Source organism: Streptomyces sp. JJ36 (genome assembly GCF_021696945.1).
Classification (GTDB): Bacteria; Actinomycetota; Actinomycetes; order Streptomycetales; family Streptomycetaceae; genus Streptomyces.
The window spans coordinates 1-26,126 of sequence record NZ_JACYHE010000003.1; the positions used below are offsets into that span (position 1 = coordinate 1).

The 26,126-nt window shown below is 73.7% G+C and carries 22 protein-coding genes and 1 other RNA gene; 10 read left to right on the forward strand and 13 right to left on the reverse strand.

Annotated features, from left to right (window positions below):
* Positions 1-721: histidine phosphatase family protein (locus HOY81_RS01755; protein WP_237317268.1), on the forward strand; the 721-nt coding region annotated here is incomplete at its 5' end.
* Positions 722-789: 68 nt separating this feature from the next.
* On the opposite strand, the gene eda is transcribed toward HOY81_RS01755, so the two are convergent.
* Both eda and yaaA read right to left on the reverse strand, forming a co-directional pair.
* On the reverse strand, positions 790-1,491 hold the full coding sequence (gene eda / locus HOY81_RS01760; RefSeq protein WP_237317271.1) for a bifunctional 4-hydroxy-2-oxoglutarate aldolase/2-dehydro-3-deoxy-phosphogluconate aldolase: 702 nt from the start codon (positions 1,489-1,491) through the stop codon (positions 790-792).
* Between the two features lie 72 nt (positions 1,492-1,563).
* On the reverse strand, positions 1,564-2,361 hold the full coding sequence (gene yaaA / locus HOY81_RS01765) for a peroxide stress protein YaaA (RefSeq protein ID WP_237317524.1): 798 nt from the start codon (positions 2,359-2,361) through the stop codon (positions 1,564-1,566).
* Between the two features lie 112 nt (positions 2,362-2,473).
* Between yaaA and HOY81_RS01770 the strand changes: the two genes are divergently transcribed.
* Positions 2,474-3,931 (forward strand): RNB domain-containing ribonuclease, encoded by a 1,458-nt coding sequence (locus HOY81_RS01770; protein WP_237317273.1) that lies wholly within the window; start codon positions 2,474-2,476, stop codon positions 3,929-3,931.
* Between the two features lie 98 nt (positions 3,932-4,029).
* On the opposite strand, the gene betT is transcribed toward HOY81_RS01770, so the two are convergent.
* Both betT and betA read right to left on the reverse strand, forming a co-directional pair.
* Positions 4,030-6,090 (reverse strand): choline BCCT transporter BetT, encoded by a 2,061-nt coding sequence (gene betT / locus HOY81_RS01775; protein WP_237317526.1) that lies wholly within the window; start codon positions 6,088-6,090, stop codon positions 4,030-4,032.
* A gap of 91 nt (positions 6,091-6,181) precedes the next feature.
* Positions 6,182-7,840, reverse strand: a complete 1,659-nt coding sequence (gene betA, locus HOY81_RS01780; protein ID WP_237317276.1) for a choline dehydrogenase — start codon at positions 7,838-7,840, stop codon at positions 6,182-6,184.
* Positions 7,841-7,984: 144 nt separating this feature from the next.
* On the opposite strand from betA, the gene HOY81_RS01785 reads away from it, so the two are divergent.
* The 3 genes from HOY81_RS01785 (at position 7,985) to HOY81_RS01795 (ending at position 10,671) form a co-directional block, all read left to right on the forward strand.
* Positions 7,985-9,424, forward strand: coding sequence for an aldehyde dehydrogenase family protein (locus HOY81_RS01785; protein WP_308340940.1), 1,440 nt, complete (start codon positions 7,985-7,987; stop codon positions 9,422-9,424).
* 418 nt (positions 9,425-9,842) lie between these two features.
* An RNA gene (gene rnpB / locus HOY81_RS01790) (RNase P RNA component class A) lies at positions 9,843-10,255 on the forward strand.
* A gap of 110 nt (positions 10,256-10,365) precedes the next feature.
* Positions 10,366-10,671 (forward strand): DUF6247 family protein, encoded by a 306-nt coding sequence (locus HOY81_RS01795; RefSeq protein ID WP_237317531.1) that lies wholly within the window; start codon positions 10,366-10,368, stop codon positions 10,669-10,671.
* Between the two features lie 5 nt (positions 10,672-10,676).
* On the opposite strand, the gene HOY81_RS01800 is transcribed toward HOY81_RS01795, so the two are convergent.
* From HOY81_RS01800 to pstS, 5 genes are all read right to left on the reverse strand, one after another.
* Positions 10,677-11,450, reverse strand: a complete 774-nt coding sequence (locus tag HOY81_RS01800; protein WP_237317278.1) for a response regulator transcription factor — start codon at positions 11,448-11,450, stop codon at positions 10,677-10,679.
* An 8-nt stretch (positions 11,451-11,458) separates the two neighbouring features.
* Positions 11,459-12,238 carry a phosphate ABC transporter ATP-binding protein PstB gene (gene pstB / locus HOY81_RS01805; RefSeq protein ID WP_237317280.1) on the reverse strand — a complete coding sequence of 260 codons (780 nt, stop codon included), beginning with the start codon at positions 12,236-12,238 and terminating at the stop codon, positions 11,459-11,461.
* 64 nt (positions 12,239-12,302) lie between these two features.
* Positions 12,303-13,385: a phosphate ABC transporter permease PstA gene (gene pstA, locus HOY81_RS01810; protein WP_237317285.1), complete on the reverse strand. Its 1,083-nt coding sequence runs from the start codon at positions 13,383-13,385 to the stop codon at positions 12,303-12,305.
* Complete coding sequence (pstC, locus tag HOY81_RS01815; RefSeq protein ID WP_237317287.1) at positions 13,385-14,326, reverse strand: phosphate ABC transporter permease subunit PstC; 942 nt, start codon at positions 14,324-14,326, stop codon at positions 13,385-13,387. Before pstC ends, pstA begins: the two co-directional genes overlap by 1 nt.
* Before the next feature lie 185 nt (positions 14,327-14,511).
* Positions 14,512-15,615 (reverse strand): phosphate ABC transporter substrate-binding protein PstS, encoded by a 1,104-nt coding sequence (gene pstS, locus HOY81_RS01825; RefSeq protein WP_237317290.1) that lies wholly within the window; start codon positions 15,613-15,615, stop codon positions 14,512-14,514.
* Between the two features lie 381 nt (positions 15,616-15,996).
* Between pstS and HOY81_RS01830 the strand changes: the two genes are divergently transcribed.
* Complete coding sequence (locus tag HOY81_RS01830; protein WP_237317292.1) at positions 15,997-16,881, forward strand: helix-turn-helix transcriptional regulator; 885 nt, start codon at positions 15,997-15,999, stop codon at positions 16,879-16,881.
* On the forward strand, positions 16,878-17,060 hold the full coding sequence (locus tag HOY81_RS01835; RefSeq protein ID WP_237317294.1) for a DUF397 domain-containing protein: 183 nt from the start codon (positions 16,878-16,880) through the stop codon (positions 17,058-17,060). Before HOY81_RS01830 ends, HOY81_RS01835 begins: the two co-directional genes overlap by 4 nt.
* A gap of 78 nt (positions 17,061-17,138) precedes the next feature.
* Here the strand turns inward: HOY81_RS01835 and HOY81_RS01840 are convergent, their stop codons facing one another.
* The 3 genes from HOY81_RS01840 to HOY81_RS01850 form a co-directional block, all read right to left on the reverse strand.
* Positions 17,139-18,206, reverse strand: coding sequence for a PhlD (locus HOY81_RS01840; RefSeq protein WP_237317296.1), 1,068 nt, complete (start codon positions 18,204-18,206; stop codon positions 17,139-17,141).
* Between the two features lie 42 nt (positions 18,207-18,248).
* Positions 18,249-19,268, reverse strand: coding sequence for an MBL fold metallo-hydrolase (locus HOY81_RS01845; protein ID WP_237317298.1), 1,020 nt, complete (start codon positions 19,266-19,268; stop codon positions 18,249-18,251).
* A 137-nt stretch (positions 19,269-19,405) separates the two neighbouring features.
* Positions 19,406-20,209 carry an XRE family transcriptional regulator gene (locus tag HOY81_RS01850; RefSeq protein WP_237317300.1) on the reverse strand — a complete coding sequence of 268 codons (804 nt, stop codon included), beginning with the start codon at positions 20,207-20,209 and terminating at the stop codon, positions 19,406-19,408.
* Between the two features lie 450 nt (positions 20,210-20,659).
* Between HOY81_RS01850 and HOY81_RS01855 the strand changes: the two genes are divergently transcribed.
* The gene (locus HOY81_RS01855) at positions 20,660-23,551 is read left to right on the forward strand and encodes a BTAD domain-containing putative transcriptional regulator (protein ID WP_237317302.1); all 2,892 of its coding nucleotides are present in this window, start codon (positions 20,660-20,662) and stop codon (positions 23,549-23,551) included.
* Positions 23,552-23,687: 136 nt separating this feature from the next.
* Here the strand turns inward: HOY81_RS01855 and HOY81_RS01860 are convergent, their stop codons facing one another.
* On the reverse strand, positions 23,688-24,272 hold the full coding sequence (locus tag HOY81_RS01860) for a M23 family metallopeptidase (RefSeq protein WP_237317304.1): 585 nt from the start codon (positions 24,270-24,272) through the stop codon (positions 23,688-23,690).
* A 275-nt stretch (positions 24,273-24,547) separates the two neighbouring features.
* Here HOY81_RS01860 and HOY81_RS01865 point away from each other — a divergent pair, with 275 nt between their 5' ends.
* Together HOY81_RS01865 and HOY81_RS01870 are read left to right on the forward strand one after the other, a co-directional pair.
* The gene (locus HOY81_RS01865) at positions 24,548-25,444 is read left to right on the forward strand and encodes a S1 family peptidase (protein WP_237317306.1); all 897 of its coding nucleotides are present in this window, start codon (positions 24,548-24,550) and stop codon (positions 25,442-25,444) included.
* A 63-nt stretch (positions 25,445-25,507) separates the two neighbouring features.
* Complete coding sequence (locus tag HOY81_RS01870; protein WP_237317308.1) at positions 25,508-26,083, forward strand: putative glycolipid-binding domain-containing protein; 576 nt, start codon at positions 25,508-25,510, stop codon at positions 26,081-26,083.
* The last annotated feature ends 43 nt before the right edge of the window (positions 26,084-26,126 follow it).

Sequence of the window (26,126 nt, forward strand, 5' to 3'; positions counted from 1 at the left end):
CCGCGAGGCCTCGCGGGCCGGCACGCCGGCCGGCGCCGCCGACGCGGCCGACATGGGCGAGGCCGCCGCGCCGGCCGCGGGCTGGGGCCCCGACCTCGGACCGCCCACCACCCTGGTGCTGCTCCGGCACGGCGAGACGGCGCTGACCCCTCAGAAGCGGTTCTCCGGCAGCGGCGGCAGCGATCCCGGACTCTCGCCCGCCGGGCGCCGGCAGGCCGAGGCGGTCGCCGCGGCGCTGGCCGCACGCGGCACCGTGCAGGCCGTGATCAGCTCGCCGCTCCGCCGCTGCCGGGAGACCGCGGCCGTGGTCGCCGGCCGGCTCGGCCTGGAGGTCCGTACGGACGAGGGGTTGCGCGAGACGGACTTCGCGGACTGGGAGGGCCTGACCTTCGCCGAGGTGCAGCAGCGCCACCCCGGGGACCTGGAACGCTGGCTCGCCTCCCCGGAGGCCCGCCCCACCGGCGGCGGCGAGAGCTTCGCCGAGGTCGCCCGGCGGGTCGCGGTCTCCCGGGACAAGATCCTCGCCCGCCACCCGGGGAAGACGGTGCTGCTGGTCTCGCACGTCACGCCCGTCAAGTCGCTGGTACGGCTGGCGCTGGAGGCGCCGCCGGAGGCGCTGTTCCGCATGGAGCTCTCGGCGGCCTCGCTCTCCGCCGTGGCGTACTTCGCGGACGGCAACGCGTCGGTGCGGCTGCTCAACGACACCGGTCACCTGCGGTGACCTGAGCGCCCGGGCGCCCGGTGCCGCGGCCGGGTTCCGGGCGACGGGGGCAGGGGAGGGGACAGCAGTCAGCCCGGCGCGAGGCGGGAGGCCTCGCGGGCGAGCCGCTCCACCCGGGCCCAGTCGCGCTCCGCCAGCGCGTCCCCGGGCACCACCCAGCCGCCCCCGACGCACCCCACGTTTCCCAGCGCCAGATACTCCGGTGCCGAGGCCGCGGTGAGGCCCCCGGTGGGACAGAAACGGGCCCCGGGCAGCGGGCCGGCGAGGGCACGCAGCCAGGGCACCCCGCCGGCGGCCTCGGCCGGGAAGAACTTCATCTCGGTGATCCCGCGGTCCAGCAGCCCGAGGACCTCGGAGGCCGTCGAGACCCCCGGCAGGAACGGCACGCCCGTCTCCCGCACCGCCTCCAGCAGCCGGTCCGTCCAGCCCGGGCTCACCAGGAACCGCGCGCCCGCGGCCACCGCCGCCCGGGCCTGCGCGGGGGAGAGCACCGTGCCCGCGCCCACCACCGCCTCCGGCACCTCGGCGGCCACCGCGCGGACGGCCTCCGGCGCGGCCGCCGTGCGCAGCGTCACCTCGAGCGCCCGCAGCCCGCCGGCGACCAGCGCGCGGGCGAGCGGCACCGCGTCGGCGGGATCGTCGAGCACCGCCACCGGAAGCACCGGGCCCAAGTCCAGCGGGCTCGCGGGCGCGGCCACGGGGCCCGGGGCCGCCGGGGAGACCGCGGGCGGAGGCGGGGACGCCCCGGAGGGCGTGGACGGCGCGCTCATGGGCTCATCGTGCTGGCGGACCCCGCTCAGCGCAACGAGCGTTGCGTTCTGCGCAACCCTCTGCCGCCGGGCTCAGAGCTCCGTCACGACCACGTCCAGCCGCCACGGCCGCCCGGCCCGCGCCGGCTCCTCGGCCTCCACCGCGTACCCGAGGTCCCGCACCGCCTCCACCAGCTCCGCAGGCGAACCCGGGACGGCCCCCGCCTCCAGCAGCGCGCGGACCAGCCGGCCCTTGGTCGCCTTGTTGAAGTGCGACACCACCGACCGCCGTTCCACCCCGTCCACCGTCCGCGCGTGCAGCACCCGCACCGTCGCCGTACGCCCCGCGAGCTCCCCGGCGGGCCGCCACATCGCCGCATAGGCCGAGGACCGCAGGTCCAGCACCAGCCCCCCGGCCGCCGCCCGCGGCAGCACCCCGGACAGCGGCTCCCGCCAGTACCCGCCCAGCGGGCCGAGCCCCGGCAGCCGGACCCCGCCCGGGCAGCGGTACGCCGGGATGCGGTCCCGTACGCCGACGACACCCCAGAGCCCGGAGAAGACCAGCAGGGAACGGGCGGCCCGCTCCCCGGCCGCGGCGCTCAGCGAGGCCAGGTCCAGCGCGTCGTAGAGCACCCCCGTGTAGACCTCGCCGGCCGGCCGCGCCGGGGCGGAGCGCAGCGCCGCGTTCCGGGCGACCTCGCCCCGCAGCCGCTCGCCGAGCCCCAGCACCTCCCGGGCCTTCTCCTCGTCGCCGGAGCAGAGCGAGACCAGCTCGTCGAGCACCCGTTCCCGCTCCGGAGCCAGCTCCGGCAGCGAGAGCGCCCCGAGGTCGAGCGACGGCCCCGACTCCGCCGTGGCCTTGCCCTCGGACGGCGGCAGCAGCACGAGCACCTGGTGTCCCACCTTTCGTTCGTTCCGCGGGGTCGCGCCCCGCCCCGCAGCCTACGCGGCCGGGACGCCCGCTCACCGCGCCGACCTGCCCGTACGGGCCTACGCTCGCTGTATGCCCACCCGTCAGCTGCGTGTGGCCGGCACCGGGGGCGCGGAGCTGCGCGCCGCCCTCGACGCGCTACGGGAGGCCCTGGCCCTGCCCGGGGACTTCCCGGCGGAGGCCGGCGCCGAGGCCGAGCGGGTCGCCCGGGCACCGCTGCTCCCGGACGACGACGCCACCAGCGTCCCCTTCTTCACCGTCGACCGCCCCGGCGCCCCCGCCCCCGAGCGTGCCCTGCACCTGCGGCGCCGGCGGGCGGGCTTCCGCCTCTACTACGCGCTCGCCGACCCCACGGCCTTCGTCCGCCCCGGCGGCGCCCTGGACCGGGAGACGCACCGCCGCGCCCGGACCCTCCGCCTCCCCGACCGGCGTCTGCCCCTGCACCCGCCGGTCCTCTCCCAGGGCGCCGCGGCGCTCCTCCCGCGGCAGGACCGGCCCGCCCTGCTCTGGCGGATCGACCTGGACCCGTACGGCGCGGTCGTCGACGTGGACGTGCGCCGGGCCCTGGTGCGCAGCCGCGCGCGGTTCGGCCACCCGGCGGTGCAGCGCGCCCTGGACGACGGCACCGCGGCCGACGAGGTGGTGCTCCTCCGCGAGGTCGGCCTGCTCCGCGAGGAACGGGAGCGCGAGCGCGGCGGCGTCTCGCTCACCCTGCCGGAGCAGGAGATCGTTCCGGGCGGCGAGGACGGCGAGCACTACACCCTCGCGCACCGTCCCGCGCCGCCCGCCGCGGGCTGGGACGAACAGCTCCGGCAGCTCGCCGGCACCACCGCGGCCGAACTGATGCTGCGGGCCGGCGTGGGAGTGCTGCGCACCGTGCCCGCCGCCCCGGACGGCGCCGTCGCCCGGCTGCGCCGGGTGGCCCACGCGCTGGACGTCGAGTGGCCGCACCACACCCCGTACGACGTGGTCGTGCGCTCCCTCGACCCCGCCCGCGCCGCGCACGCCGCCTTCCTCCAGGAGTGCACCGCGCTCTTCCACGGCGCGGGGTACACCGTGTTCGACGGCGACCGCCCCTCCCGCCAGGAGGCCCGGCACGCGGCCGTCGCCGCCGCGTACGCGCACTGCACCGAGCCCCTGCAACGGGTCGTGGACCGCTACACCGGCGAACTGTGCCTGGCCGCGGCGGCCGGCCGGGAGCCGCCGGAGTGGGCGCGCGACGCGCTCGCCGGGCTGCCCGCCACCATGGCCGCCGGCGACCGCCGCCACCACGCCGCGGAACGCGCCTGCCTGGACACGGTGGCGACGGCCGTGCTTCGGGACCGCGTCGGCGAGGTCTTCGGCGCCCGCGTCGTCGACCGCCGGGAGGACCGCCCGCACCAGGGCACGGTGCAGCTCGCCGCCCCCGCCGTCGCGGGCCGCCTGGAGGCGCCGGCCGGCGGGCCGCCGCTGCCGCTGGACGAGCCGCTGCGGGTGCGTCTCACCGAGGCCGCGCTGCCGCACAGCCCGGTGCTCTTCGTCCCGGCGTGACGCACCCGCGCCGCGGCGGGTCTCCGGCCTGGTACCGCGCCCGCCGGGGTTCGCGGCACGGCGCCGTGCCCGGCGGGGCCGCGTACCCGGCGGGAGGCTCAGTACCCCTCCTCGGGAGGCGCCTCCGCCTCCCGCGTGTCGGGCCGGTGCCCGGGGATGGCGGAGCGTTCGGCCGCCTCCCGGTGCAGGCGCAGGAACTCCAGATGCCGCTCGTAGTGGTCGAGGACGTCACCGATGAGCTGCTCCCGGCTGTACCCCATGACGTTGTAGCCCTGGCTGCCGTGCGGCAGATAGACCTCGTACCGCACGTAGGTGTCGTGCTCGGTGACCGTACGCGTGGCGAAGGCGGGGGCGGGCACCTCGACCGGCCGCAGCCAGTAGGAGAACTCCTCCTCCTCGCCGATCGGCACCCGTAGCCCCAGGGCGGGGACCTCGAGCTCCTCCACCTGCTCCTCGTCGAGCGTGGCGTCCGCGCCCTGGGCGCGCAGTTCCCCGGCCACCTGGTCCAGCGCCGGGCGGGCCACCTCGTCCGCGAACCGCGAGGCGGTACGGCGGCCGGGGAAGCTCATCGCCCGGGCGAGCCGCTGCCGCCAGTGCCGTTCCGCGACTGCGCCGTAGTGCGTGGTCCGCCCGGAGAGCGACGACGGCATCGAGGTGACCACCGCGGTCTCCCGCATGTGTTCGAACCGCAGCGCCTTGTAGAGGCCCGCGATGATCACGAACATGACGAAGGAGAACGGCAGGCCCATCACGATGGTGGCGTTGGTCAGTGCGTCCACGCCGCCGACGATCAGCATGGCGAGGGTGAGCAGGCCCGTCGCCGAGGCCCAGAAGATCCGCAGCCACGCCGTGGTGTCGGTGATCGGGGTGGGGAGGTGCGAGCTGAGGTTGCCCATCACCAGCGCGCCGGAGTCCGCGGAGGTGACGTAGAGCAGCAGTCCGACGAAGGTGGCCAGCCCGGCGCTGAAGGTGGCCCCGGGATACTGCGCGAGCAGCCCGTAGAAGCCCTGCTCGGGAGCGGCCATGGCGGTCTCGCCGAACTGGAGGTTGCCGTCCCGGATGACGCCCAGCGCGCTGTTGCCGAAGACGGAGAGGAAGATCAGGGTGAACAGCAGCGGGATCACCAGCGTGGCCGCCACGAACTGCCGGATGGTGCGGCCGCGGGAGATCCGCGCCAGGAAGAGCCCGACGAACGGCGCCCAGGCGATCCACCAGGCCCAGAAGAAGAGCGTCCAGGAGTTGAGCCAGTCGGTCGGCTGGTCCCAGGCGAAGGTGTTGAGCGTCATCGAGGGGAAGCGGCTGACGTAGTCGCCGATGTTGAGGATCAGCGCGTTCAGCAGCCGGATGGGGCTGTCCACGAAGAGGATGTAGAACATCAGCACGATGGCGAGCACCACGTTGAGCTGGGACAGCCGCCGGATGCCCTTGTCCACGCCCGCCACCGCGGAGACCGTGGCCATCACGACGGCCACGATGATCAGGCCGATCTGTGCGGGCAGCCCCTCGTCCACCCCGAAGAGGTAGTCCAGGCCGTAGTTGAGCTGCACCACGCCGATGCCCAGGGACACCGAGATGCCGAAGACCGTGCCGATGATGGCGGCGAGGTCCACCGTGTCGCCGATCCGGCCGTGGATGCGCCGGCCGATGATGGGGTAGAGCGCGGAGCGGATGGCCAGCGGCAGCCGGTAGCGGAAGGCGAAGTAGCCGAGGACCATGCCCATCAGGGCGTACATCGCCCAGCCGGTGATGCCGTAGTGGAAGAGCGTCCACACCACGGCCTGCCGGGCCGCCTCGATGGTCTGGGCCTCTCCCGCGGGCGGCGCGAGATAGTGGGTGACCGGCCCCGCCACGGAGAAGAACATCAGGTCGATGCCGATGCCCGCGGCGAACAGCATGGCCGCCCAGGCGAACACCCCGTAGTCCGGCGTGGACTGCTGCGGCCCCAGCTTGATGCCGCCGTACCGGGACACGCCCACGAACACCACGAAGAGCAGATACAGCGTGGCGGCGAGGAAGTAGTACCAGCCGAACCAGGACGAGATCTTCTCCACCGCCACGCCGAGGGCGTCCTCGGCGCCGGACGGCGTCAGGATCGCCCAGACGGAGATGGCGAGGATCAGCAGGGACGACCCGAAGAAGACGGCCGGCTTCAGCCGGATGCCGCCGCCGGGGTGGGTGACCGCCGTCGGGAGCTTCGTCCGGGGGGTCTCCTCGCCGCTTGTTCCGTTGTCTCCGGCTGTCGACAAGGTCTCAGGCCTCCTGTGCGCGGTGCCGGTGGAAGCCGGCGGTGGACGGCGGCAGCGGAGTGTTGCCGAGGATCAGGTCGGCGGACTTCTCGGCCAGCATCATCACCGGCGCGTAGATGTTGCCGTTGGTGAGGTAGGGCATCGCCGACGCGTCCACCACGCGCAGCCCGTCGACCCCGTGCACCCGCAGGGACTCCGGGTCCAGCACGGACATCTCGTCGGTGCCCATGCGGGCGGTGCAGGACGGGTGGTAGGCCGTCTCCGCGTCCTGGGCGACCCACGCCAGGATCTCCTCGTCCGTCTCCACCGCGTGTCCGGGGGACATCTCCCCGGCGTCGTACTCGGCCAGCGCGGGCTGCCGCAGGATCTCCCGGGCGACCCGGACCGCCTCCACCCACTCCTTCCGGTCGTTGGGTGTGGAGAGGTAGTTGAAACGCAGCGCGGGGTGTTTCCGCGGATCGGTCGAGGTGATCTTCACCGAGCCCCGGACATCGGAATACATGGGGCCGATGTGCACCTGGTAGCCGTGCTCGGCGTCCACCGGAGTCCCGTCGTACCGCACCGCGATCGGCAGGAAATGGAACATCAGGTTGGGGTATTCCACCTCGTCGTTTCCGCGCACGAACCCACCCGCCTCGAAGTGGTTCGTGGCGCCCGGCCCGGAGCGGAAGAGGAGCCACTGCAGGCCGATTCTCGGCCGGTGCCGCAGCTTGAGCGCGGGATTGTAGGTGACCGGCTTGCGGCACGCATGCTGGACGTACACCTCCAGATGGTCCTGGAGATTCTCACCGACCCCGGGAAGCGCATGCACCATCTCGACACCCAGCGGCCGCAGTTCGTCCGGATTCCCGATTCCGGAGAGCTGCAGGAGCTGCGGTGTGTTGACGGCGCCCCCGCACAGAATCACCTCTCTGCCGTACACCCGGCGGCGTTCCCGGCCCCAGCGGCGATAGGCCACGCCGACCGCCCGCCTGCCCTCGAAAAGCACCCGGTCGGCCTGAGCGAAACACTTCACCGTGAGATTCGGCCGGTGCTTCACCGGGTGCAGATACGCCCGGGCCGCCGACCACCGCCGTCCGCGCCGGATGGTGCGGTCGAAGCGGGCGAAGCCCTCCTGCTGGTAGCCGTTGACGTCCGAGGTCAGCGGGTATCCGGCCTGCTGCGCGGCCTCCAGGAACGCGGAGAAGAGCGGATTGGTGGCCGGGCCGCGCTCCAGCCACAGCGGCCCGTCCTGGCCGCGCCACTCGTCGGCCCCGGCGACGCAGTGCTCCATGCGCTTGAAATACGGCAGGCAGTGCGCGTAGTCCCAGTTCTCCATGCCCGGGTCGGAGGCCCAGCGTTCCAGGTCCATCGGATTTCCCCGCTGGAAAATCATCCCGTTGATGGAACTCGATCCGCCGAGCAGCCGACCGCGCCCGTGACTCACCCGACGGCCGTCCATGTGCGGCTCCGGCTCGGAGACGTAGCGCCAGTCGTACAGGGGGTTCCCGATGACCATCGTCAGCGCGGCGGGCATGTGGGTGAGCACATCCCATTTCCAGTCCGGACGCCCGGCCTCCAGCACCAGGACCCGGTTTCCCGGGTCCGTGCTCAACCGGTTCGCCAGGGCGCATCCCGCGGAGCCACCGCCGACGATGATGAAGTCGTATTCTGCCCGGCCCATGCGCGCTCCTCGGGTCGCGTTGCAGCACAGTGTGACGGGTCTAACATAGGCAGTGACCATTCCCTGCGCATCACGGTACGGCTGCATTCGGCCCCATCCGGGAAAGGACGCGCCACGTCCACGCTCTTCATCGGCGGAGAATGGGTGGGTGCCACCGCCGGCGCCACCATGGAGGTCGTCAACCCCTACGACCAGTCCGTGATCCGCACGGTCGACGACGGTGACCGTGCCGACGCGGAGGCGGCGGTCGCCGCGGCGCGCACCGCCTTCGACGAGGGCGAGTGGCCCTCGTGGACGCCCCGGCAGCGGGCCGAGCTGCTGCACCGGGTAGGCCACCTCCTCCAGCGGGACCGGGCGGAGATCGCCCGGCTGGAGACGCTGGACACCGGGAAGACCCTGACCGAGGGCGGCATCGACGTCGACGACGTGACCGCCGTCTTCCACTACTACGGCGGCCTCGCCGAGGAGGACTCCGGACGGCTCGTGGACGCCGGCGACCCCCGGGTGCGCAGCCGCGTCGTCCACGAGCCGGTCGGCGTGTGCGCGCTGATCACCCCGTGGAACTACCCGCTGCTCCAGGCCTCCTGGAAGGTGGCGCCCGCCCTGGCCGCGGGCAACACCCTGGTGATCAAGCCCAGCGAGACCACCCCGCTCACCACGATCAAGATGGTGGAGCTCATCGCGGAGGCCGGCGCCCCCGCCGGAGTGGTGAACCTGGTGCTGGGCCCCGGCGGCACGGCCGGGGCGGCGCTGGTGGAGAGCCCGCAGGTGGACCTGGTCTCCTTCACCGGCGGCCTGGAGACCGGGCGGCGGATCATGCGGGACGCGGCCCGGACGGTCAAGAACATCGCCCTGGAGCTCGGCGGCAAGAACCCCAACATCGTCTTCGCCGACGCCGATTTCGAAGCCGCCATCGACTACGCCCTGATGGCCGTCTTCTTCCACGCCGGGCAGGTGTGCTCGGCCGGCACCCGGCTCATCGTGGAGGAGTCGCTGCACGACGACTTCGTCGCCGCCCTCGTCGAGCGCGCCGAGCGCATCCGGCTCGGCAACGGACTGGACGAGGACACCGAGAGCGGCCCGCTGGTCTCCGCCGAGCACCGGGACAAGGTGGAGTCCTACGTCGGCATCGCCCTCCAGGAGGGCGCCCGGCTGGTCGCCGGCGGCCGGCGCCCGGAGGAGCCCGCACTGCAGAACGGCTTCTTCTTCCGGCCGACGGTCTTCGTCGACTGCACCGAGGACATGCGCATCGTGCAGGAGGAGACCTTCGGACCCATCCTCACCGTGGAGCGCTTCACCACCGAGGAGCGGGCGATCGAGCTCGGCAACCACACCGAGTACGGCCTCGCCGGTGCCGTGTGGACGCGGGACGCCGCCCGGGCCGAACGGGTGGCCCGCCGGCTGCGGCACGGCACGGTGTGGATCAACGACTTCGGGCCGTATCTGCCGGGCGCCGAGTGGGGCGGGTTCAAGCACTCCGGGATCGGCCGGGAGCTGGGCCTGGAGGGGCTGGCCGAGTACCGGCAGGCCAAGCACATCTACGAGAACACCGCCCCGGAGCCGCAGCGCTGGTTCACCCGCTGACGCGGGGCCGCCTCCGGCGGCGTGCCGGTGCTCACGTTCCGCGCCCGCGCCGGCGCGGTCCGCAGCCGGGTCCGGTCCCGGTGAGGGCGGCCGGTCCCGGCGGGGGCCGGAGCGACGTCCCGCTCCGGGGCCGCAGAGCCGTGTCGCCCGGGCCCGCGAGCGGACCGGGGTTCGGAACCCTGCTGGCACCGACCCGGCCCGGTCCCGGGCCCGCAGGCGTCCGGCGGGCGCCCGGCCCCGTTCCCCGGTCCGCGGGCGGGCGGCGGGTCCGGACCCCGCCGCGGCCGGGAGAGCACGGGCGGCTCCCGCCTGCGCCCCGGAGGCACGGGCACGGACGCGCAGGCGGCCCCGGCGAGCGCCCCCCCGTGACCGGTCCCGGGGGCGCCGCCCGGTCCCGTACCATGGTCGTCACGGCAGACGAGTCGTGCGGGCGGTCGCGTCGGTCCCCTCGGGGACCGCCGAGGAACGTCCGGGCTCCGCAGGGCAGGGTGGTAGGTAACGCCTACCTGGGGTGACCCACGGGAAAGTGCCACAGAAAGCAGACCGCCGGGGCCGCGAGGCACCCGGTAAGGGTGAAACGGTGGTGTAAGAGACCACCAGCGACCAGGGTGACCTGGCCGGCTCGGTAAACCCCACCCGGAGCAAGGTCAAGAGGGGCTGCCGTTCCGTACGGAGCGACGGCCCTGCGCGGATGTTCGAGGGCTGCCCGCCCGAGTCCGCGGGTGGACCGCTGGAGGCCGTCGGCGACGGCGGCCCTAGATGGATGACCGCCTCCGGCCGGACCGCGAGGCCCGGCCGAGACAGAACCCGGCGTACAGCACGACTCGTCTGCCGCTGTCGCCGGGTGCGGGTACCGTTCGGGAAGCGCAGTCATTCCCGCCACCGAACCGGGAGCTCGAACCGTGCCCGCGCGGCCGCAGGCCGATGAGCCGCTCATTCCCATGCCCGCCCTCACTCCCGATGCTCTGCGTGCAGCCGTCGAGCGGCTGACACCGAGCCGCATGCCGGCGTTCGTCCGTGATCTCGTGGAAGCGACCACCAGCGCTCAGCAGGTCCAGTCGCTCGCGCCGCTGCGCACCTTCGTCCATACCTGGGGCGTGTTCGTCGCCATTCAGCGCCACCCCTCTCGAGCAGCACGGCTGCGCTGCCTGGAAGAAGTGGTGGACAGCGGGAAGGAGGACCCGCTGGAGGCCATGGCGGGGATCAGGGAGATCCACGCGGCGGCGGAGGCCGAGGCGGGACTGTGACCCGCTCAGGGGCCCGGGGGGAGGAGGCGGTAGCCGACGCCGCGGACGGTCTGGATGATCTGCGGGCGGTGCGGGTCGTCGGCCAGGCGTTCCCGGAGGCGGGCGATGTGCACGCTGATGGTGTTGGGGCGCGGGGGCCGCGCTCCCCACACCTCCCGGCTGATGCGTTCCCGGGAGACCACCGTGCCGGGGTGCCGCATCAGCAGCTCCAGCAGGCGGAACTCGCGGACCGTCAGTTGGGGAAGGCGTGACCCGCGTAGCGTGACCTCGTAGGAGTCCGGGTCGAGCGCCAGTGCGCCGCAGACCACCGGCTGCCGCCGGGTGCGGGCGGTACGGCCGACGAGGCTCAGCAGCCGCGTCACGTCGCGCGGCCGGTAGGGCCGGGGCAGGCAGGCGGTGGCGCCGGCCGCGAGCGCCGGCTGGACGAGGCCGGCCTCCCGCGGCGAGAACCCGAGGACGACCGGCAGGGTCATCCGCTGGCGCACCGCACGGAGCACCGACACCCCGTCGAGCACCGGCAGTCCGGCCGAGACCAGGAGCAGGTCCGGCCGCAGCGCCCCCGTCTCCAGGAGCGCCGTCGCCCCGTCCGTGCAGTGCACGACGGTGATGCGGTACGCGCCGAGCTGCTCGGCGAGCGGCCGGTGGACGCCCTCGTCGGCGTCCGCCAGCAGGACCAGCGGGAGGGAGCCGACCGGCCGGTCGCGCGGCGAGGTCGCCCGGGGGGACGGTTCCGCGGCCGCCGGGCGCGGACGACCGTCTCCCGCTGTTTCCTGCCGCATGCGCCCGGTCAGCCGAACCGGCCCGACACGTAGTCCTCGGTGGCCTGCCGGGACGGGTTGGTGAAGAGCTGCGCGGTCGGCCCGGTCTCCACCAGTTCCCCGGGCTGCCCCACCGCCGTGAGGTTGAAGAACCCGGTGGTGTCGCTGACGCGCTGCGCCTGCTGCATGTTGTGCGTGACGACGACGATCGTGTACTGCTCCTTCAGCTCGGTCACGAGGTCCTCGACGGCCTGGGTGGAGATCGGGTCGAGCGCGGAGCAGGGTTCGTCCATCAGCAGCACGTCGGGCTGTACGGCGATCGCACGAGCGATGCACAGCCGCTGCTGCTGGCCGCCGGAGAGCCCGGAACCGGGCCGGTCCAGGCGGTCCTTGACCTCCGTCCAGAGGTTGGCGGAGCGCAGCGCCCGCTCGACGAGGTCGTCCGTCTCGGAGCTCTTCCGGCGCTTCTTGTTCAGTCGCAGCCCCGCGGCGACGTTGTCGTACACCGACATGGTGGGGAACGGGTTGGGGCGCTGGAAGACCATGCCGATGTGGCGGCGCACCCGCACCGGGTCGACGTCCGGTGCGTACAGGTCCTGCCCGTCCATCACCACGCTGCCGGACACCCGGGCCTTCGGCACGAGTTCGTGCATCCGGTTGAGCGCCCGGAGGAAGGTGGACTTGCCGCATCCGGACGGGCCGATCAGCGCGGTCACCGACCGGGGGGCGATGTGCATCGACACGTTCTGCACGGCCAGGAAGGTGCCGTAGGAGATGTCGAGGTCCCTGACCTCGAGCTGCTTGGCCACGGGGTTTCCTTGTCGGTCGGGGCGGGGCGTGCGGCCGGCGGCGTGCCGGGCCGGGGCGGAGCGTTCAGCCGCGGGCCTTGGGGGCGAACAGCCGGGAGATCAGCCGCGCCACCAGGTTGAGCGCCATCACGAGGATGATCAGGACGAGGGCCGCCGCCCAGGCGCGGTCGAGTGACGCCTCCGCCGGGAAGCCGGGCGTGACGTACTCGTAGTAGGAGAAGACGGAGAGCGTCGCCATCCGGGAGTCGAACGGGTTGAAGTTGTCGCTGGAGGTGATGCCGACCGTGATCAGCAGCGGAGCGGTCTCCCCGATGACCCGGGCGACCGCCAGGGTGACGCCGGTGGCGATGCCGGCCAGCGCGGTGGGCAGCACCACCTTGAGGATGGTGCGCCACTTGGGCACGGCCAGCGCGTACGACGCCTCCCGCAGTTCGTTGGGCACCAGCTTCAGCATCTCCTCCGCGGAGCGTACGACGACCGGGATCATGAGCACGCTCAGCGCGACGGCGCCCATGACGCCCATGCGCACCCCGGGTCCGAGGAAGAGCGCGAACAGGGCGTACGCGAAGAGGCCGGCGACGATCGACGGGATGCCCGTCATCACGTCGACGAAGAAGGTGATCGCCTTGGCGAGCTTCCCGGTGCCGTACTCGACCAGGTAGATCGCGGTGAGCAGGCCCACCGGCACGGAGATCAGCGCGGTCAGGCCGGTGATGAGGAGCGTGCCCATGATGGCGTGGTGGACGCCGCCGCCCTCGCCGACCACTCCCCGCATGGAGTGGGTGAAGAACTCCGCGTCGAACCGGGGGAGCCCCCGGGTGAGCACCGTCGCCAGCACCGAGACCAGCGGCAGCATCGCCAGGCAGAAGGCGGCCGCGACCACGGCGGTGACCAGCCGGTCGGACGCCGAACGGGAGTCCTCCACCACCCGTGACCAGGTGTAGATCACCGCGGTGTAGCCGGCGGCGGCGACGGTCCCGCACAGCGCCGGGTTCCAGTCGGCCAGCAGGAGTCCGGTGCCGAGCAGCAGGAAGGCCGCCAGGGTCAGCGGCGCCGCCCGCCGGGGCAGCGTGCCGTGTGTCAGCGGAAGGTCCTGGCCGGGAGCGGCCGGTTCCGGCTTGTCGAGCGTGGTCTGGGTGTCGGACATCAGTTGGCTCCGGAGAATTCGCGCCGCCGGTTGATCACGGCCCGGGCCGCCATGTTGACCGCGAGGGTGACGGCGAAGAGGACGAGGCCGGTGGCGATCAGCGTGTTGATGTCGAGCCCGGTGGACTCCGGGAACTGCAGCGCGATGTTGGCCGCGATGGTGGAGGGGTTGCCGTTGCTGATCAGGTTGAAGGTGACGCCGCCGGAGGGCGAGAGGACGATGGCGACCGCCATCGTCTCGCCGAGCGCCCGGCCGAGGCCGAGCATGGAGCCGCCGACGATCGCCGACCTGCCGTAGGGCAGCACCGCCATCCGGATCATCTCGAAGCGGGTCGCCCCCAGCGCCCACGCAGCCTCCTCGTGCAGCCGCGGGGTCTGGACGAACGCCTCACGGATCACCGCGGTGCTGATGGGCAGGATCATGATGGCGAGCACCAGGGACGTGGTCAGCATGGTGCGTCCGGTGGACGAGGCCGGTCCCTCGAAGAAGGGGATGAAGCCCAGGTTCTCCGCGAGCCAGCCGGTCGGTTCCACCGTCAGCGGCGCGAGCTGGGAGAGTCCCCAGAGGCCGAAGATGATGCTCGGCACGGCGGCGAGCAGGTCGATGACGTAGCCGAGGGTGGCGGCCACCCGGCGGTGGGCGTACCGGGTGAGGAAGAGGGCGATGGCCACCGCCAGCGGCGCCGCGATCAGCAGCGCGAAGAGGGAGGAGAGCAGCGTGCCGAAGAGCAACGGCCAGACGTACAGGGCCACTCCCTCACCCCCCGGTGTCTCCTCGGCCGGCGCGGTGAGCGCCGGCCAGGCCTCCACCAGCAGGAAGGCCGCGACACCGGCGAGGACCACGAGGATGGTCACCCCGGCACCGGTGGACGACCCGGCGAAGAGCCGGTCTCCCCGCCGCACGGGCGTCCTCGGGCGCCTCTGGTCGGTGGTGGTAGCCACTGTTGTTCCCCTTCTCGTACGGGCGGTTCGGCGGGGCTCGGCCGGCGGGGCGTGGCGTGCACCGGGGCCTTCCGGCCGTGCCGGTACGGCCGGCGGCCCGGGCGGCCGATGACGGCGGCCCGGGCCCGGCCCCGCGGTGGCGGCCCTCAGCGGACGGCCATGGGACTCCCGGCCGTGCCGGGAGGTCAGCCGGCGGAGATCGCCTCGATCGCGGGCGTCACCTGCTTGCGCAGGGCGTCCGAGAGCGGCGCGGAGCCCGCGGACTCGGCGGCCGCGGCCTGGCCGTCCTCGCTGACCATGTAGGAGAGGTAGGCCTTCACCAGGTCGGCGGTCTTCTTGTCGTCGTACTCGGCGCACGCCATGGCGTAGGACACCAGCACGATCGGGTAGGCGCCGGACTCGGTGGTGTCGCGCGCCAGGTCGTAGGCGAAGTCGTACTCGCCACGGCCCTCGACGCGCTCCGAGACCTCGACGATCTTGGCGGCGGCCTCGGGGGAGTAGGCGGTGAACTCCTCGCCCACGCCGACCTTGACGGTCGCGAGGTCGCCGGCCTGGCTGGCGTCCGCGTAGCCGATGGTGCCGGAGCCGTTCTTGACGGCCTGGACGACGCCGGAGGTGCCCTGTGCGGCCTCGCCGCCCTTGACCGGCCAGTCGCCGCTGACCTCGTGCGGCCACGCGTCCGGGGCGACGGCGGAGAGGTACTCGACGAAGTTCTCGGTGGTGCCGGACTCGTCGGAGCGGTTGACCGGGGTGATGGCGGTGTCCGGGAGCTTCGCGTCCGGGTTGGTCTTCGCGATCTCCGGGTCGTTCCACTTGGTGATCTTCTGGTTGAAGATCTTGGCGATGGTGTCCGGCTTCAGGTTCAGCTCGTCGACCCCCTCGACCTTGAAGATCAGGGCGATCGGGGAGATGTAGGTGGGAACCTCGACGACCTTGCCGCAGCGCTTCGTGGCGGCCTCCAGCTCCTCGCCCTCCAGCGCGGCGTCGGTGCCGCCGAAGTCGGTGCCGCCCTGGGTGAACTGCTCACGGCCGCCGCCGGAGCCGATCGGGTCGTAGTTGACCGTCACATCGGGGTGCTTCTCGAGGAACCCGGCCGACCAGGCCTGCTGCGCGGCGTCCTGGGAGCTGGCGCCCGCGCCGGACAGGGTGCCGGAGAGCTGCGTGCCCTCCTTCGTGGAGTCACCGTCGTCGCCACCCGACTCGTTCTCCGAGCCGCAGGCGGCCAGGCCGAATGCCAGGGCCGCCACTGCGGGGAGGGCGACCATGCGCTTGAGGGGAAAGCCCTTCACAACTGACCTCTTCCGGAAGTGTCCGCTCGGCGTCGGCCGACCGGTGCGTCGCTCGATCGGGCTCGAACGTAGGAGCGCCACATGGACCTTTCGTGCGAGGTGGATGAACGGTGCAGGTACGGCGGTGAGACGGCAGGGATCGTCACCGTCACATCTCGGTGGTGTCACGGCGAGATCAAGGAAGCGCCGGGTGTGCCGGTCGCTGGTCGCTCCGAAGTGGCGGGCGCGCGGCGCGATTCCGGGGAGCGCGCCGCGTACGGTGCGGCAGCGTACGTGGCCTGCCGGTGGACGGTGCGTGTGTGTTCCGTCACGCTGAGTGCGCCGGTCGCGGGAGAGCAGCGCCGGCACGGCACGGTACGCACGCACCGGAGGTGGCCGCGGATGGCCGACGGCACGGACAGCAGCCTCGCCCTGACGGACGGCGAGACGGACCGGGTGGACGACCTCCCGGAACGGGAGCCCGATCCCTCGGACAGCCTCCGGACCTTCGGGGCCGTCCTCCAGGCGATGCGGGAACACGCCGGCTTCAGCCGCGCGGAGTTCGGCGAACGGGTCCGGTTCTCCAAGCACACCGTGGCCTCCGTGGAGCTGGGGCGGCGCATGCCCGACGAGTCCTTCGTGGAACGGGCGGAGGAGGTGCTGGGGAACGTCGGCGCGCTGCGCCGCTCCGCCCGCTTCCTCTCCCGCGGCGACGCGGGGCTGGCGGCGTGGTTCCGGCAGTGGGCGCGGCTGGAGAAGGTGGCGGCCGGCCTGTGCACGTACGAGTGCCGGCTGGTGCCGGGGCTGTTGCAGTCGGAGGCGTACGCGCGGGCGGTGTTCGAGGGCACCATCCCGGTGGTCCCGGACGAGCGGCTGGAGGCGCTGGTCGCGGCCCGCATGGAGCGGCAGCGGACGCTCTGGGAGCGGCCGACCGTGCCGTTCAGCTTCATCGTCGAGGAGCACGTCTTCCGGCGCCGGTTCGGCGGCCCGGCGCAGTTGCGGGGGATGCTCGACCGGGTGCTGGAACTCACCGCGCCACGGCACGTGACGCTGCAGATCGTGCCGCTGGAGGCCGGTCTGCACGCCTGCCTGGACGGGCCCGTGCGGCTGCTGGAGACGGCCGACGGGCGGCGGTTCGGGTACGCGGAGGGGCAGCAGAACGGGCGTCTGATCACTGACGCGAAAGAGGCCAGCTTGCTGTACCAGCGCTATGTCACACTGCGCTCGCAGGCCCTGACCCCCACCGATTCCCGGAGCCTGCTGGAGCGACTGCGAGGAGAGCTATGAGCACGGACTTCGTCTGGTTCAAGTCCAGCTACAGCGGTAGCCAGGGCGACGACTGCATCGAGGTCGCCGTCACCGGGCAGGGCGTCTGCGTCCGCGACTCCAAGGACGTGGCGCGGCCCCACTTCGCGGTCGGGCGCGAGGAGTGGACGCGTTTCCTGGAGTTCGTCGCGGACGCCTGAGCCCGGCGGCTGAGCCCCGGCGCGCGGGCCCGGCGCGCGGGCCCGGTGCACCCCGGGCCCGCGTCCGCCGCGGCTTCCCTACGGCTGGTGCGGGCGGTCGTCGCGCCAGGTGCCGGAGAGGGCGGTGGCGGCGAAGCCGGGGCCGAGGCCGAGGAGGAGGCCGGGGGTGCCGGGAGTGGGCGGGTCGCTGTGGGTGCGGGCGAGGACGTCCAGCACGGCGGCACCGCCGAGGTTCCCGCGTTCCCGGAGGCTGTCCCAGGAGTGGCGCAGGTCCCCGCCGGTGAGGTCCAGGCCGGCGGCGGTGTCGTCCAGGATGCGCGGGCCGCCGGGGTGGATCACCGCCCAGTGCGGTTTGTGCCCGGTGCGGTCGAGCCAGGTGTGCAGGTGGGGCAGGACGTCGTCCACGCCGGCCAGCGCGCGGCGGGTGGAGTCGAAGTGCAGCCCGGCGTCGTCCAGCCGCCCGCGGTAGCGGTCGGCGCTGTCCGGGAGGAGGAACTCCCAGGTGTCGCCGGCGGCGAAGCCCGCCGGCTCCAGCGGGGCGGCGGTGACGAGCACGGCCGCGGCGCTGTCCCCGAAGAGCGCCTTGTAGATCATGCTCTCCAGGGAGGTGTCGTGGTGACTGTAGACCGTGCTGAGGGTCTCGGCCACCACCACGAGCACCCGGTCCCCGGGGCGGGCGGCGAGGTGGTCGGCTGCCTTGGCCAGGGCGTGCGCCCCGCCGGCGCAGCCGAGGCTGCTCAGCGGGAGGCGGCGTACGTCGGGGCGCAGCCCGAGCCGGTTGGCCAGCGCGACGTCCAGGTTCGGGCTGGACCAGGAGGTGGTGTGGCTGGTGACGACCGCGTCCACGTCCGCCGGGGCCAGGCCGGTGCGTCGCAGCAGTCCGGTGGCGGCCGTGGCGGCGTGCTCCGTGGCGTCGGCGAACGCGGCGCGGTTGCGCTCGGTGATCCCGGCCGTGCCGGAGACGGTGGCCGCGTCCAGCGGCCGCATCATGCGGCGCCGTTCGACACCCACATGGCTCAGCGCGCGGCGGACGGCTGCCAGCCGCGGATGTCCGGCGTGCCGGGCCTCGATGTCGGCGACGATCTCCTCGGTGGTGATCTCGTGCGGGGGGAAGGAGAGTTCCGGCCGGGTGAGGTGGACGGTCACGACGCCTCCGGGGGCAGGGCGGCTCAGGGTCAGGGCGCGGGGTCAGGAGTGCGGGGTGGGGACCTCCTCGGCGGTCCAGGAGGCCCGGGCCGGCGGGATGCCGGAGCGCCGGTGGCTCTCCAGGGCCGTACGGGCGGCCGCGGTCACCAGTTCCACCGCGTTCGGGGCGGCCGTCGCACCGTTGAGGTGCCGGTACTCCATCGCGGTGAGGATGACCAGCCGCTCCGACAGGCCGAGTTCCGGATAGCCGTGGGTGCGGTGCAATGCGTCGGCCGCGGCGGCCGCGTCGAGTCCGCGGGCGTGCAGCGCGTGGATGCGGTCGCGGACGTCGCGGAGGTAGTCCTGGTGGGTGGCGAGGTCGTCCAGGCCGATCACGGGACCGTGGCCGGGGACCACGAACTCGGGGGAGAGGGCGGCGATGCGGTCGCAGGCGGCCAGGATGCGGTCCATGGGGCCGGCCCAGTGCACCGGGTGGTCCCCGACGAAGAGCACGTCGCCGGCGCACACCACCCCGCGCTCCGGGAGGTGCGCGATCAGGTCGCCGTGGGTGTGCGCGGGCCCCACGTCGTACAGATCGACCGTCAGCCCGCCGACGTCCAGCGAGAGACGGCCGGAGAAGGTGCGGTCGGGCAGGCGCTTGGTGAGCCCGGAGTAGTCGTGCGGGAAGTGCCGGCGGGCGTACCAGCCGAGCGCGGAGCCGGGGTCGGTGCCGTGCACCAGATGGTGCATCTCCTCCGGTCCGGGCTCCTCCTCGGCGCCCGCGAGGTTGGCCTCCGTGCTGACCACCTCGGCCTCGGGGAAGAGGGCGTTGCCGAAGGAGTGGTCGCCGTTGGCGTGGGTGTTGACGACGGTGCCGATCCGCGCGCCCGGGGGGAGCACCTCGGCGGCCGCCTCCCGGAGCCGGCGGGTCAGCGGGGCGTTGTACGGGGTGTCCAGCAGCAGCGCCTCCCGGTCCGAGGAGATCAGGACGCAGTTGGCCCACCCCCAGGTGCCGCGGCCGTCCGGGGCCCACAGGTGCACGCCGTCGGTCAGTCTGACCAGTCTCGTCGGTGATCTTTCCATGGGAGACAATCATTCCGGCCCGGGCGCGGTGCACAACCCGCGTGTGACGGGTGCCACACCGGTTCGACGGGTCGCCGGGCGACCGGAGGCCCGGACGGCGCCGGGTGTGCCCCCGGGCTGCGGGCGCCGCGGGCGCCTCAGTCGCCGGGTACGAAGCGGACGAAGATGAGCCGGGCCTCGGGGGAGCCGCCCAGCAGGGCGGCGTTCAGCTCGGCCCGTCCCGGGCCGAGGCGGGGATGGCGGAACGGCCGGGTGTTGCCGTCGGGGTTGACCATGGCCCGGGTGTCCCCGGTGAAGACGGGCCCGGCCGCCGGGTCCGCCCGGACCTCCGCCACCAGGCGCTCCAGGGTGGGGTCGCGCGGGTGTGCGGCGGCGGCCGCGCGGAGCTGCGCCAGCACCGGGGGCGCCCAGCAGCGCTCCCAGTCCGCCAGCGTCCGGCGGGCCTCCTCGGTGAGGACCATGTACCGCATGGTGTTCGCCGGCGGCACCCCGGACTCGAACATCTCGGCGAACGCCTGGTTGTGGGCCAGCAGGTTCCAGGAGCCGTCGGTGATGTAGGCCATGCAGTCCACGTCGTCCAGCACGCGCTGCCAGGAGGCGAGCAGGGCGGTGGGCACCCGGTGGTCGAGGGCGTGCGGCGGTTCGTCGCCGAGGGCGAGCGCCCACAGGGTCCGCCACTCGCCCTCGTTGCAGCGCAGCACCTCGGCCACGCCGCGCAGCAGCCACGCCTCGGGGCGGTCCGTCCGTCCGGTCTCCAGCCGGGCGTAGGTGCCGGTCAGGGGGCAGCCGAGCAACTGGTCCATGTGAGCCTGTGTCAGGCCGGGGGCGCGGCGGCCCCGGCCGTGCCGCTGCTCCAGGCCGCGCTCCTCCGGCAGGATGGCCGCGCGACGGGCGCGCAGGAACTCCCGCAGCGCCCGCTTCCGGTCCGCTCTGCTGAGCAATGCCTCCCCCTCCTCAGGGCCCCTGCCCACGGCCCCGGTCCACGAGGGTGCACCGGGCGGTGCAGCGAACTACCGGCAAGTGTATTACCGGTTAGTGCGGCTCCTAGTAAACGATCAGCTTCGGCCGTGACACTCCTGGTAGTCGGAGGCAACCGGCCCTCCGGGGCCGACCGACACGGAGCCGGGCCCGCACCCTTCATCTCCCGGTGCGGTGGCCCGGCCTTCCGGGGGAGAGCTGGGGTGCCGCCCGCACGGCGGCATCCCAGACCCGCCGCGGGGCACGGACCCGCTCCGCCCGCACGCGGCGGGTTGCCACGGGCGCGCCGCCGGGCCGGCCCGGGCGGAGGCGCCTGCCGGTGGACGGCGCGGACCGCGTGCAGACCCCTGTCTGACGTGTTCGTACACCAGTACGCTGTGCCCGCAGCCACGGACTCTCACGGAGGCGCGTGCATGGGGGAGCCGACGTTCGGGGTGCTGGGGCGACTCCAGGTGCGGGTGGCCGGTGCTCCGGTGCACATCGGCGGCCCCAAGCCGAGAGCGGTGCTCGCCACGCTGTTGTTGCAGCCCGGCGGCTTCGTCTCGCTGGACCTGCTGACGGAGGTCCTGTGGCCGGGAGGCGCCCCCCGTTCCGCCGTCGCCAACGTCCGCACGTATGTGCGGACACTGCGGCGGGCCCTGTCCGCGGCAGGGGTCACCACCGGCGGGTTACGCACCCAGCCGTCGGGCTACGCACTCGACGTCCCACCCGGCGAGGTGGACCTGCTCCTCTTCGAACAGCGGCTGGAGCGGGCCCGCGCCGAGCGCGACCACGGAGACGCCGCCACCGCTCTGCGCCGGTACGAAGCGGCCTTGGGCCTCTGGCGGGGCAGCGTGTTGCAGGACGTGCCGTCCAGCGTGGTGTGGGACCCGGCGATCACCCGGATCGAGGAGCTGCGGGCGGTCGCCGTGGACGAATGCCTCGACGTGCGGCTGCGCCTGGGAGACTACGCCCCGCTGGTCGCGGAGCTGCGACTGCGGCTGTTCGAGGACCCGTTGCGGGAAGACCTGTGGCAGATGCTCGTGCGCGCGCTGCACGGTTCCGGCCGCTCCACCGAGGCCCGGGCGGCGTACGCCGAGGCCGAGCGGATCCTGGCCGCCGAACTCGGCATCGAGCCGGGCGTGCCGCTGCGCGCTCTCGGCGCCGAGATCCACGGGTACGCCGGCCCGCGCCGCACCGCCAGGACGCCCGAGCCGGTCTGTCAGCTTCCGATGGACGTGCCGGACTTCACCGGTCGCGCCGAGGAGATCGAGGCACTGGAAGGGGCGTTGTCGGCGGCCGGCCGGCAGCCGGTCGTCGCCGTCGTGTCCGGGCCACCCGGATCGGGGAAGTCCACGCTGGCTGTCCATGTGGCGCACCGGGTACGCGACGCCTTCCCCGACGGGCAGCTCTTCCTCGACCTGGGCGGGATGAGCGACCAGCCGCGCCAGCCGGCCGACGTGCTGGCCGAGATCCTGCGCGGCCTCGGCGTCATCGACAGCGGCATCCCCGGTGAGCTGAGCGAGCGGGCCGCGCTGTTCCGCTCGCGCCTGGCGCAGCGGCGGTTCCTCCTCGTCCTCGACGACGCCGCCGGCGGCGCCCAGGTGCGTCCGCTGCTGCCCGGCACCGGCGGCTCGGCGGTGCTCGTCAGTTCCCGCCGCCGGATGCCGGGGCTGCCGGCCCGCCACGTCCCCCTCGGCATGATGAAGCGGGACGAGGCGCGGGAACTCCTGGGCACGATCGCCGGACCCGACCGGTTGCAGGAGGCGGGAACCGACGCCGACCGGGTGCTCTCCGGCTGCGGCCTGCTGCCGCTGGCCGTACGGATCGCCGGCGCCCGGCTGGCGAACCGGCCCGGGTGGACCCCCGGCCTCCTGGCCGACTTCCTGCACGACGAACGCGGGCGGCTGGATCAGCTCCAGACCGGCGAGATGGAGGTACGGGCGAGCGCGGAGCTGAGCTACCGGCACCTGCCGGAGCCGGCGGCGACCGCCTTCCGTGCCTTCGGCCGGCTGGCCGGTGAGGCGGTGCCGGGCTGGCTCGTCGCGGTGGCGACGGGCCAGGCCGCGGAGGTTCCCGGAGAGCTGGAGACGCTGCTCGACGAACACCTCGTCGAGGTGGTCGGTACCGACCGCCTCGGGCTGCCGCGCTACCGCATGCACGACCTGCTCCGCTGCTACGCCCGGGAACTGGCCGAGACGGAACCGGCCGGCGTGCGCCTCCGCCGCCGGCTCCAGGTCGTCGACGCCCTGACCGCGCTCGCCCGCACCGCGAACGCGGCGATGCCGACGCGCTTCCTCGGTGTGCTCGGCGAGCCGGTGCAGCCCGCCGGGCCGGCTGCCGAACTCACGCGCACGGTACGCGACCAGCCCGTCGAGTGGTTCGAGACGGAACGCCGGATCCTCGTCGCGGCGGTGGAGTCCGCGCTACGGCTCGGCAGCGTCTCCCGGGCCGCCGATCTCGCGATCGAACTGGCGAGCTTCTTCGACATGCGCGGCTACTACGGCGACTGGCTGCGGACGCATCAGCGGGTGCTCGACGCGATGCCGGCCCTGACCGGCACCCGGGCCGCGGCGCTGCTCCGCAACCTCGGCCAGCTCCACCTCTACCAGGACCGGTACGGCGACGCGCTACTGGCGTTCGACACCTCCCGGGCCCTCTTCGCCGAGCTCGGGCACGCGTACGGCGAGGCGGTGGCCGCGGTGGGAGCCGGATCGGTGCACCGGGTCGTGGGCGCCCTCGACGTCGCGCTGAAGGCGTTCACCGACGCGCTGCACCGCTTCGCCGAGTCCGGCGACCGGCACGGTGAGGCGGTGGCGCACAACGCCATCGCGTCGGTGTGGCTGGAGCGGCGGGACCCGGAGGCCGCGGCACCGTGGCTGGACGGCGCCCTGGAGCTGTCCCGCGAGGTCGGCGACCGCCACCGGGAGGCGCAGGTACGCCGCCGGATCGCCGTGCTGCACGAGCTGCGCGGCGCGCCGCGCGCCGCGCGGGCGGAGCTGGACGGCGCGCTCGGCATCCTCGACGACCTGGCCGACACCCACTGCGCGGCCTACGTGCAGCAGAGCATCGGGGAGCTGTGCCTGCGCCAGGGCGACGCGGGGCAGGCGTCGGCACTGCTGGTCGGCGCCCTCGCCGTGCAGCAGCAACTCGGTGACCGGCGCGCGGAGGCACGCGTCGCCTGCCTGCTGGGCGAGCTGCACCACGAGACCGGCCGGGACCGGACCGCGCGGCGCTACTTCCACCGTTCGCTGTCGACGTGGCGCCGGCTCGACGTGCGCGACCAGGCCGCGCTGGTGGACGCCAAGCTGCGGTCGCTGCGGTGAGCCGCGGCCCGGCCGGGCGGGTACGGACGAGGGGCCTCCGTACCCGCCCGGCGTGCGCGCGACCTGCGCCCGGCTGCCGGCCGGCGTCAGCGGACGCGCAGGAACGCCCGGGAAACGGTGTCTCCGGCGTCCTCGCTCAGCCGCATCTGTTCTTGCTGGTCTGGTAGCGCTTCAGGTAGTCGTACCACCGGACGCCCTGGACGCGGGCGACGACGACCTCCCCGTTGTGTATCTGTTCGTAGTGCAGGTGCGGGGAGAGGTTGTAGAGCGCGGACGACTTGCCGACCCGTCCGATCTTCTGGCCGCGCCGGACCTTGTCGCCACGCTCCAGGCCGGCGCGGGTCTTCAGGTGCGCGTACCGCGTCCGCCAGCCGTTGCCGTGCCCGATCACGACGGTGTTGCCGTAGCCGGTCGACTGGGAGTAGTACGAGCGCAGCACCGTGCCGCCGGCGCTGGCGAACACCCGTCGGCCGTAGTCGTCCGGGCTGCCACTGGCGTTGTAGTGGTTCCAGTCGATCGAGTGCGGCGGCGAGTGGCCCCGCCAGTTGCTGCCGAGCCAGCGCTGCCCGCAGAGGAACGGCATCTTGAAGACGGGCCGGTCGCTCAGCACCGTTGTTGCTGACGAGCCTGCCTGCGGTGCCGCGACAGCGGCCGGGGCTGCGCATGTGAGGGCGGCGGTCGCCGCCGCGACGGCCGCAAGCCGACGGAAACGTCGGGGCATGATCCCTCTCCTTGTCGTCGGTGACCCGGCGATTCAAGGAGGCGGGCATACAAACCGGATACAAAGGCCCGTGAGGCCGGTGGTGGCACGGTCTCCGGGGACGGCCGGTCGCCGGCCACGGCCGGGAGCGGCCCGGTGCGGCCGTCGCCCCTGGTGCAGGCGTGGACGCGGGGCGTAACCCGTCCGCACCAACTGAAGTCTCCCTCCGGCAGCGGTCCGGGCGAGGGTCGGAGTGCGGGCCCCGTCGAGGGCCACCGACCGTGTTGGAGGAAGCAGTGAGCAACATGCGCAGCACCGCCCGTCGTGGCGTGTCCGGACGTGCCACGGCGCTCGCGGGGGCCGTCGTCATGGCGGCGGCCGCGGCCCTCGCCCTGCCCGCGACCGCCCGTGCCGACAACCCCGGCCCGTTCAACCCGGCCGAACTCTCCCAGGTGAGCGACGCCGTGCTGCGGGCGGACGTCGCGGGCACCGCCTGGCACGTCGACGCGGAGACCCACAGCGTCGTCGTCACCGCCGACAGCAGCGTCCGCGAGGACGGCATCGCATCCATCCGGCGGTCCGCGGGCTCGCTGTCCGGAGCGCTGGAGATCCAGCGGACCCCCGGGCGCTTCACCCCGTACATCGAGGGCGGGGACGCCGTCCACGCGGACGGCGGCGCACGCTGCTCGCTCGGGTTCAACGTACGCCGCGGCGGCAGCGAGTACTTCCTGACCGCCGGGCACTGCACCAAGGACAACGCGCGGTGGTCGGACGGCTCCGGGAACCGCCTCGGGAGCACCGTGGACTCCAGCTTCCCCGGCGACGACTTCGGCCTCGTCCGCTACGACGGCGCGGTGGACCGTCCGGGTGTGGTCGCCGGTCAGGACATCACCCGGGCGGACGACCCCTCGGTCGGGCAGCGCGTGCAGCGCACCGGCAGCACCACGGGCACCCACGGGGGCAAGGTGACCGCTCTCGACGCGACCGTCAACTACGGGAGCGGCAAGGTCGTGCACGGCCTGATCCGCACCGACGTCTGCGCCGAGCCGGGCGACAGCGGCGGCCCGCTGTACGCCGGTTCCACCGCGTTCGGGCTCACCTCCGGCGGCAGCGGCGACTGCACCTCCGGAGGCATCACCTTCTTCCAGCCGGTGACCGAGGCCCTGGAGCGGTACGGGGCGACGGTGTACTGACCCGGTGCCGGCCGGGGAGCGGCGCCGTATCCTGCCCGGAGAACCGGCCTTCCGAGGAGAGCCATGAACGCTCGGCGGCGTGTGCTGACCTGGCGGACCACCGACCGGACCGGCTACGAGACGGCCTGGGCCGAGCCCTCCGGTCCGTCCTCGTTCCGCGCGCACGGCCGGGCGTTCGGGCTGTCCCCGGCGCCGTACTGGCTGACGTACGAGCTGGAGACCGGTGAGCACTGGGCGACCCGGCGGATTCGGGTCTCCGTGGAGGCGGAGAGCTCGGTGCGGAACCTGGAGCTGGAGCGCGGGGCGGACGGCGGCTGGACGGCGGACGGCGAGCCGCTGGCCGGCCTGGCGGAGGCGCTCGACTGCGACCTGGGCCGCTCGCCGCTCACCAACGCCATGCCGGTGCTCCGCCACCGGCTGCACCGGGCCCCGGGGGAGCACGACGTCGTGACGGCCTGGATCGCCGTCCCGGAGCTGGTGGTACGCGCCTCCCGGCAGCGGTACACCCACGTGTCCCGCGCGCCGGGAGGCGCGGTGGTGCGGTTCGCCTCCGGGGACTTCCGCAGCGACCTCACCCTCGACCGGGAGGGCTTCGTGGTGCACTACCCCCGGCTGGCGGAACGCGTCTCGGTGGGGTGAGGGCTCCGCCCGGCGTCCGGCCCACAGGGTTCCGGGGTTCTCC